General features: G+C 43.2%; 5 protein-coding genes. 4 read left to right on the forward strand and 1 reads right to left on the reverse strand.

Features of this window, described 5'->3' with window-relative positions:
- The 3 genes from AKG39_RS11610 (at nt 1) to AKG39_RS11620 (ending at nt 4,577) form a co-directional block, all read left to right on the forward strand.
- A complete protein-coding gene (locus AKG39_RS11610; RefSeq protein WP_050740564.1) occupies nt 1-1,185 on the forward strand; it encodes an FAD-binding protein in 1,185 nt (394 codons plus the stop codon).
- A 33-nt stretch (nt 1,186-1,218) separates the two neighbouring features.
- The gene (locus tag AKG39_RS11615) at nt 1,219-2,601 is read left to right on the forward strand and encodes an MFS transporter (protein WP_050740565.1); all 1,383 of its coding nucleotides are present in this window, start codon (nt 1,219-1,221) and stop codon (nt 2,599-2,601) included.
- Between the two features lie 557 nt (nt 2,602-3,158).
- On the forward strand, nt 3,159-4,577 hold the full coding sequence (locus AKG39_RS11620) for a sodium:solute symporter family protein (RefSeq protein WP_050740566.1): 1,419 nt from the start codon (nt 3,159-3,161) through the stop codon (nt 4,575-4,577).
- Nucleotides 4,578-4,716: 139 nt separating this feature from the next.
- On the opposite strand, the gene AKG39_RS20065 is transcribed toward AKG39_RS11620, so the two are convergent.
- Complete coding sequence (locus AKG39_RS20065; RefSeq protein ID WP_160316176.1) at nt 4,717-4,854, reverse strand: hypothetical protein; 138 nt, start codon at nt 4,852-4,854, stop codon at nt 4,717-4,719.
- 259 nt (nt 4,855-5,113) lie between these two features.
- Here AKG39_RS20065 and AKG39_RS11625 point away from each other — a divergent pair, with 259 nt between their 5' ends.
- Nucleotides 5,114-7,153: a 3-hydroxyacyl-CoA dehydrogenase/enoyl-CoA hydratase family protein gene (locus tag AKG39_RS11625; RefSeq protein WP_050740567.1), complete on the forward strand. Its 2,040-nt coding sequence runs from the start codon at nt 5,114-5,116 to the stop codon at nt 7,151-7,153.
- Nucleotides 7,154-7,281: the final 128 nt, after the last annotated feature.

Raw genomic sequence — 7,281 nt, forward strand, 5'->3', positions numbered from 1 at the left:
ATGGCTGTTAAAATAGTAGCAGAAAAATGTAAAGGTTGTTCTAAATGTATCGATAGTTGTCCCTTTAGTGCAATTGTAATGGAGAACAAAATTGCTGTCATTGGTGATGCATGTACCGGTTGCGGCGTTTGCGTGGACGAGTGTCCATTTGATGCAATTGAGAAAACCGATGAAACCGTAAAAAAGGATTTAAGCGATTATAAAGGGGTTTGGGTCTTTGCCGAGCAACGAGAAGGTCAGATTATGCCGGTGGTTATTGAACTGCTTGGCGAGGCCAGAAAATTAGCAGCTGAAATAGGGACCGAAGTGAGCGCTGTGCTGTGCGGGGAAAATGTTGACAGCATGACAGATGAACTATTTGCTTTCGGAGCAGATCAAGTCTATTTTGCGGATCATCCCGAACTAAAGAATTACCGAACCGATGCTTATACCAAAGTAATTAAAGAAGCAATCGAGAAATTCAAACCTGAAATTGTGTTGCTTGGCGCAACGCATATCGGCCGAGATTTAGGCCCCTGTCTGGCAGTAAAATGCGATACCGGTTTAACAGCGGACTGTACCAAGCTGGAAATAGATCCGGAAGATAAAAAAATCAGACAGACCCGACCGGCATTCGGCGGCAATCTGATGGCTACGATTATCTGTCCTAACCACCGGCCCCAAATGTCAACCGTACGGCCTGGGGTGATGGATAAAGCAGAACATGTACCGGGAAGAAAAGGAAAGGCGATCAAGCTCGATGTAAGTTTTGAAGACAATGAGATTAGAACTAAAATAATTAAAATGGTAAAAGAAACCGGCGAATTGGCATCTCTGATTGATGCAGAATTCATTATTTCCGGCGGAATGGGATTAGGCAATCCCGACGGTTTTGAATTATTGAAAAATTTGGCTGAGAAACTGGGTGGAACCATTGCCTCGTCCAGAGCCTGTGTTGATGCCGGCTGGATTGACCATTCTTATCAGGTTGGACAAACCGGTACAACGGTTAAGCCAAAGATTTATTTTGCCTGTGGTATCTCCGGAGCGATTCAGCATCTGGCGGGAATGCAGAGTTCAGATTATATTATCGCCATTAACAAAAATGAAAATGCTCCGATTTTTGAAGTAGCGGACTATGGTATCGTCGGTGATCTTTACGAAGTGATTCCGACAATTTTGGAAGAATTAAATCGGTCAAGTTAGCAATAAAAAATTATATTTTAAGAGGAGAACACAATGAATAAACCATTGAAAAAGTCAGTCCTTAACCTTTACGGGTTGCCGTCATTCGGCTTTCAGACCTTAGTCACCATCGAGGTCATGTTTTTTGCAGCATTTCTAACAGACTTTGCAAAATTGCCTCTGGCATTGGTCAGTACCATCTTACTGGCCACCAGTCTGATCGATATTTTAGCAGTGCCGACATCCGGAGTTATTCTGGAAAAAAGCAATCTAAAATGGGGGAAATACCGTTCCTGGCTCTTAGTCGGCCCGCCTGTTGCGGCAATGTTTTATGTGCTTCAGTTTACCCAACTCGGTGGTTCGCCGAATGTCAGTGCACTGATCATACTTATTGGTTTTGTTGTTAGTCATTTGGTCTGGAATACCTTTTATGCCGCCCATATTTCTCTGAACAATGCCATGACAACGGATCGTGGCGAACGTATTTCCATGGCCAGCAACAGAGGGATGTTCAATGCCCTGGGGACACTCGCGTTTACCTTCTTTGGTGTTAAGGCAATTGCTGCCATTGGTGCCGGTACCGGCGATCCCTTGTTAGGTTATACCTATATGGCAGCCATCACCGGCTGTATCATGATCACCTGTAACTGGATCTATTTTGGCCTGACAAAAGACTATGCTTTTAACGGCTGTGCAGCACCTGCGGGAAAAAAAGCTGACAAGATGCCGGTTGGCGAAATGCTTAAACAAATTGTTGTCAATCCGCCATTAATGGGACTGATGATTGTGGAACTGGGCCGATACCTGGGCCGATTTATTATATTCGGAATGGCATTTTATTACTTTAAATATGTCATCAACGATTTACCGGGACTGGCATTATTCATGACCGGATTAACCGTCGTCAACTTCTTTGCTGCTTTAGTGGCAGCACCCATTGCCAAACGTCTGGGTGAAAAAAACACCTATATGATCGCCCTGAGCCTGCTAGTTATCGGTCTATTGATCGTATGGTTTATCCCGCTTCCGGCAACCGCCTTCAAGATTGTTATGTTGCTGGCCTACATTGGTTATGGTTTACCTGATTCATTGGGTGTGGCCATGTACTCCGCAACCGTTGATTACGGTGAGTGGAAAACAGGGAAAAATGCCCGTGGCTTTATCATGTCACTGATCAGTTTTCCCATTAAAATTTCCATCTTTGTCCGCTCAATGATCATTGCCGCTGTCCTTAGCTCCGTCAACTATGTCGCCGATATGGCCGTTACCCCGGAACTGATTCAAGGCATTAAAAATGGATTTTCTCTGTATCCAGCCATTGTTATCATCGTTGGCCTACTGTTAATGTTCAAACTGTACTCATTGACACCTGCAAAAATGGCAGATATGAGTAAAGAAGTTGCGGATAGAAAACTATCAGCAACCATCGAGGCATAAAGGATTGCATTTAAAAAATAATATGAGCAAATAAACGAGTGACAATTCATAAATGACAAGTAAATAAAATTAAAGTTCGTGTTCCAGAGTAAGTTCTGGAACACGAACTAATCAAGGCGCAAAAACCGGATTGGCCTGGAAATATGGACGATTTGAAATCATGAATAAACTTGGGATGCCGAAAGTGTATGAATGCGTGAACGCAACGTGTAATCAATATCCCGACTTTAAAATGCCGAGAGTGTTGCTTAAACAATACGTGACTGAAAAGCCGTTTGAATTCAAATATGCAAAACCTGAAGCAACCCAAAATGTCGCCTGAATAAGGATCAGCTTCCCTCGACAGGAACCCAAATGCTGCAACAGAATAATTTTATTAATTGCTTCCAGCCAGTGCTGTTCACCACCGCACCGGTTGAAGCAATATATGGTTATAAATATTGCTTCAACCAATGTAACCGTTATCAGTTATGTAGACTGAGTGATGAATACAAAGGGTGAATTTGAAAAATTATTAGCTACTGATTCATGTCAAATTGAAAAGAGGAGTGAATGAAGTGAATATACCATTGATTATCGTAATTTTGTATATGATTCTGATTGTCGGAATTGCTTACTACTCGACAAAAATCACAAAGACTTCCAGCAGCAAAGATTATTTGCTGGCCGGACAAAGATTGCCCTGGTATCTGATAGCAGTCATGGTGACCGGTAACGCTGTCGGCGGGTCAAGTACCATTGGTGTTGCTCAAAATGCCTATACCAGTGGCATATCAGCAGGCTGGTACACTGGCGCCTGGGCAGCTGGCGCTGCGGTATTTGGCCTTTTCATCTCGGCAAAAGTAAGAAAGATGAATATTAATACGGTCAGTGAAATATTTTTAAAAGCCTTCGGCACCGTCAATGGAACCATCGCAATCGTTGTCCAGGTTATTATTCTGTTTGGCATCAATGCGCTTCAGATTATCGCCGGCGGAGCTTTGCTCAGTGTGTTGCTGCCGGATTTTTTCACTTATACCGGCGGAATGATTGCATCGACCATTGTCTATATCTTGGTATCGTTCATTGGCGGATTGCTGGGAGCCAGCATGGCCAATCTGATGAATGTCGTCGTCATTTATTTGGGACTCATTGTCGCAGTAATCGCTTCGATCACCAAGTCGGGAGGCATTGGTACAGTTATTTCGACGCTGCCGCCGGGTGGTCAGTGGCTCGATCTAGTAAGCGGAATGGGTCCTGGAATCCTCCTGGGCTGGGTGATCACGATGATTATCAATACGCCTGCGAACCAAACGATGTACCAGCCAACAATGGGTGCCATCGATGAAAAACATGCAAAAAAAGGTATGCTGACTGCAGCTGTTCTGATTTTTCCCATCGGTTTTATTGCGGCAGCATTGGGAATTCTTGCAGCCATCCAGTTCCCGGGACTTGAAAACAGCGCCATGGCGCTGCCGGCCTTAACCATGACATTAAATCCGGTGATTGCAGGGTTGGTGTTTGCGGGGCTGTGGGCTGCTGATGTATCAACAGCCATTGCTCTATTATTGGGGATATCATCCATCGTCACAAAGAATATCATCGTCGATTTGATATATAAAGATTTACCCGATAAAAAGCAAATCATCATTTCAAAGGTCGTGCTGGTTCTTTCGGCTTTAATGGGTCTTTTGGTGGCAACAAATATCAGCGGAATCATTAGTTTTCTAATGCAGCTTCTGACACTTTATACGCCATATACCCTGCTGATATTTGCAATCTTATATGCCCCCGGGTATCTGAGAAAAAGCACCTGTTTTTTAACGGTTCTGTCTGCTTTAGTCGTGATGGTGATATGGATGGCCGTTCCGGAATCACATATTGTCAGCCAGGTTGTCTATTTATGCCTGCCGGTATCGGCTTTCGTTATGTTTATGACAGTGATCTTCGATAAACGAAAGGTTGATTTAAGCACGCTTTATACAGCCGAAAATTAAACGAACAATAAAAGTAATGGTTTCATAAAACAGATTGCGGTATCTCTGCGAATTTAATGCGAACTGTATATGGCAGCGCATTGAAACAACCGGGGAGGCAAGACGGACGAAGCTATAAATACCGGGTAAGGGGAGACGGTTAAGAGTAAAAATAGATTCTGGCGGAAAAATACTGGTTAGTGTCAGGTCCGCCAGGATCTTTTAAAATATTTGCAATGATTAAGCTAGGCGATTCATCTTTAGCCTTGTTTTTATTTTGCTCTAAATTCCCGCTCATAGGCATGTTCCTATAGTATTTTTCAGGAAAGTCGGAAAAAGAAAACATTTACAAATAATATATTGACAATTTGCGAATGATAAGTATAATAAATATAACAGCGTTCTAGAATAATGTTTTAGAACGTTGTTTTAGAAAAAAGTTAGAAAGCAAACTATTTTAGAGATTTATCGATCTTTGGATTTTATAAAGCAGATAAGCCAGAATAGTAAATTAAAAAATGACTGTCATTAATGATTGGTCAAAAAGGAGAATAAGGATGAGCAACGGCTACAAAATTGGTATTGTTGGTGCAGGTAATATGGGTGGAGGGATCGCCCAGAAGATGGCACAAGAAGGCTTGAATGTGACTTTGGTGGATATGAATGATGCTCAAGTTGAACGAGGCATTGGGATTATCACCAATATGCTGCAGCAGGCAGTTGACCGAAACGTTATTACAGCAGATAAAATGCAGGAAACTTTAAAAAGAATTAACGGAACAACCTCATACGAAGATCTTACCGATATGGATTTGATTGTGGAAGCTGTTTTTGAAGACAAAACTGTCAAAGGTGAACTGTTTAAAAAGCTCGATGCAATATGTGATCCAAAAACCATTTTTGCAACAAACACCTCCAGCCTGTACGTTCACGAACTGGCAGCCTGGACCAATCGACCGGACAAGGTTATTGGGATGCACTATTTCTTCCACCCAGCCAAGAACAGACTGGTTGAAGTCATTCCTCACGAAGGAACCAGTGAAGAAACACTAAAGACCGCGTTACTCATCGGAAAGCTTCATGCAAAAACAAACATCATTGTAAAAGATTCCCCCGGTTTTGCCGTGAATCGAATTTTCATCCCATTCTATGTCACCGCCGTGCGGGTCTTAGAACAGGAAATTGCTAATATCCCTACGATTGAAGCCGCTTGCAAGAAAGCATTTGGCATCGGCATGGGACCCTTTGAGTTGATGAACGTTACTGGCGTACCGATTGCCGTTCATTCAGCAAAAACACTGGAAAATGAACTGGGCAGTTTTTATGCAGCACCTAAATTACTGATTCAGCAAGTTGAGTCAAAACAACTCTTTGATTTAAGTGGTGAAGTGGATGAATCGAAAATTCAAACCGTTATGGATTATATGTATGGGACCTCATTGGGAGTGGCCTGTCAGCTTGTTGATGAAGGGATCGCTTCCATTGAAGATACAGACCGAGGCGCAAAAATCGGATTGGCCTGGAAATTCGGACCATTTGAAATCATGAACAAACTTGGCATTGCGAAAGTATACGAAGTTGTGGAAGCAATGGGTAAGCGCTATCCTGACTTTAAAATGCCGGCTTTACTGACCAAGCAAAACGAAAGCGGAAAACCATTTGAATTCAAATATGTGGAACTTGACGTCAAAGACGGTATCGCCACAATCACCATCAACCGACCAGAAGCGATGAACGCTCTGAACGAAACGATTGTTAATCAGCTGGAAAAGAAGTTCGATGAAGCCGAAAGCAACGAAGCGGTTAAGGCCATTACCATCAACGGTGCTGGAAAGGCTTTCATTGCCGGAGCCGACATCAAATTCTTCATTGAAAACATGGAAAATACAACTTTAGACCGAACCGTTGAGTTTACCAGAAAAGGCCACGAGTTATTGAGACGATTTGAATCATCTGTTAAACCAACAATCGCTGTGGTAGATGGGTTGTCCCTTGGCGGCGGCAGCGAATTAGCACTTGCTTGCCAGTATATCGTCGCAACCGGCGCCGGTTCATTCGGATTCCCGGAAACATCGATCGGCATCTATCCCGGTTTGGGCGGTATGATCAGAATGGAACGATTGGTTGGCAAAGATCTGGCAAAATACTTCGTTTTCACGGGTAAATCAATCAATGCGGAAATGGCTCAGAAGCTGGGAATGATAACCGAACTGACAACCGTCGATCAACTTGAAGAAACCATTAAGAAGCTGACTGCTCAGAAAAAACAGGACAAGTATCAGGGACAACCCGCCCCCGATGCATTTGAAAAAGAATCGGCCATCTTTGCAGGGAATAATCTGGAAACAATCATGAACGGACAGGTGCCTGAGGATGTTGATGCTGACTTTGGAATGAAGACGCTGGCAATCATCAAGAAAAAAGCCCCGCTGGCACTGATTGTCGCCAATGAGCTGATGGAAGCCCAGTCAAAGGTATCCATTGACGAAGCCATCACCTTGGAATTGGGACGCCTGATCGAAATGTTCACCACCGAAGATGCATGGACTGGTTTGACAGCACCTCCAGGAAAAGCACCAGCATATAAAAAAGCATAATTATTAATAAAATTCAGGTAATTGCGAAACTACCGTGAGCTTCGCTGCCAGTTTACACGAAACAATTTTTACACTGCACGGCGTACAGGCTATCACCTGTTCGCCTGCACGTTACAAAATTGTTTGTG

The organism is Acetobacterium bakii, from assembly GCF_001263355.1.
GTDB lineage: Bacteria > Bacillota > Clostridia > Eubacteriales > Eubacteriaceae > Acetobacterium > Acetobacterium bakii.

What these genes read in the sequence shown, in the direction of transcription:
- AKG39_RS11610 (WP_050740564.1), top strand. Translation starts at nt 1, where the DNA reads ATGGCTGTTAAAATAGTAGCAGAAAAATGTAAAGGTTGTTCTAAATGT.
- AKG39_RS11615 (WP_050740565.1), top strand. Translation starts at nt 1,219, where the DNA reads ATGAATAAACCATTGAAAAAGTCAGTCCTTAACCTTTACGGGTTGCCG.
- AKG39_RS20065 (WP_160316176.1), bottom strand. Translation starts at nt 4,854, where the DNA reads ATGAGCGGGAATTTAGAGCAAAATAAAAACAAGGCTAAAGATGAATCG.
- AKG39_RS11625 (WP_050740567.1), top strand. Translation starts at nt 5,114, where the DNA reads ATGAGCAACGGCTACAAAATTGGTATTGTTGGTGCAGGTAATATGGGT.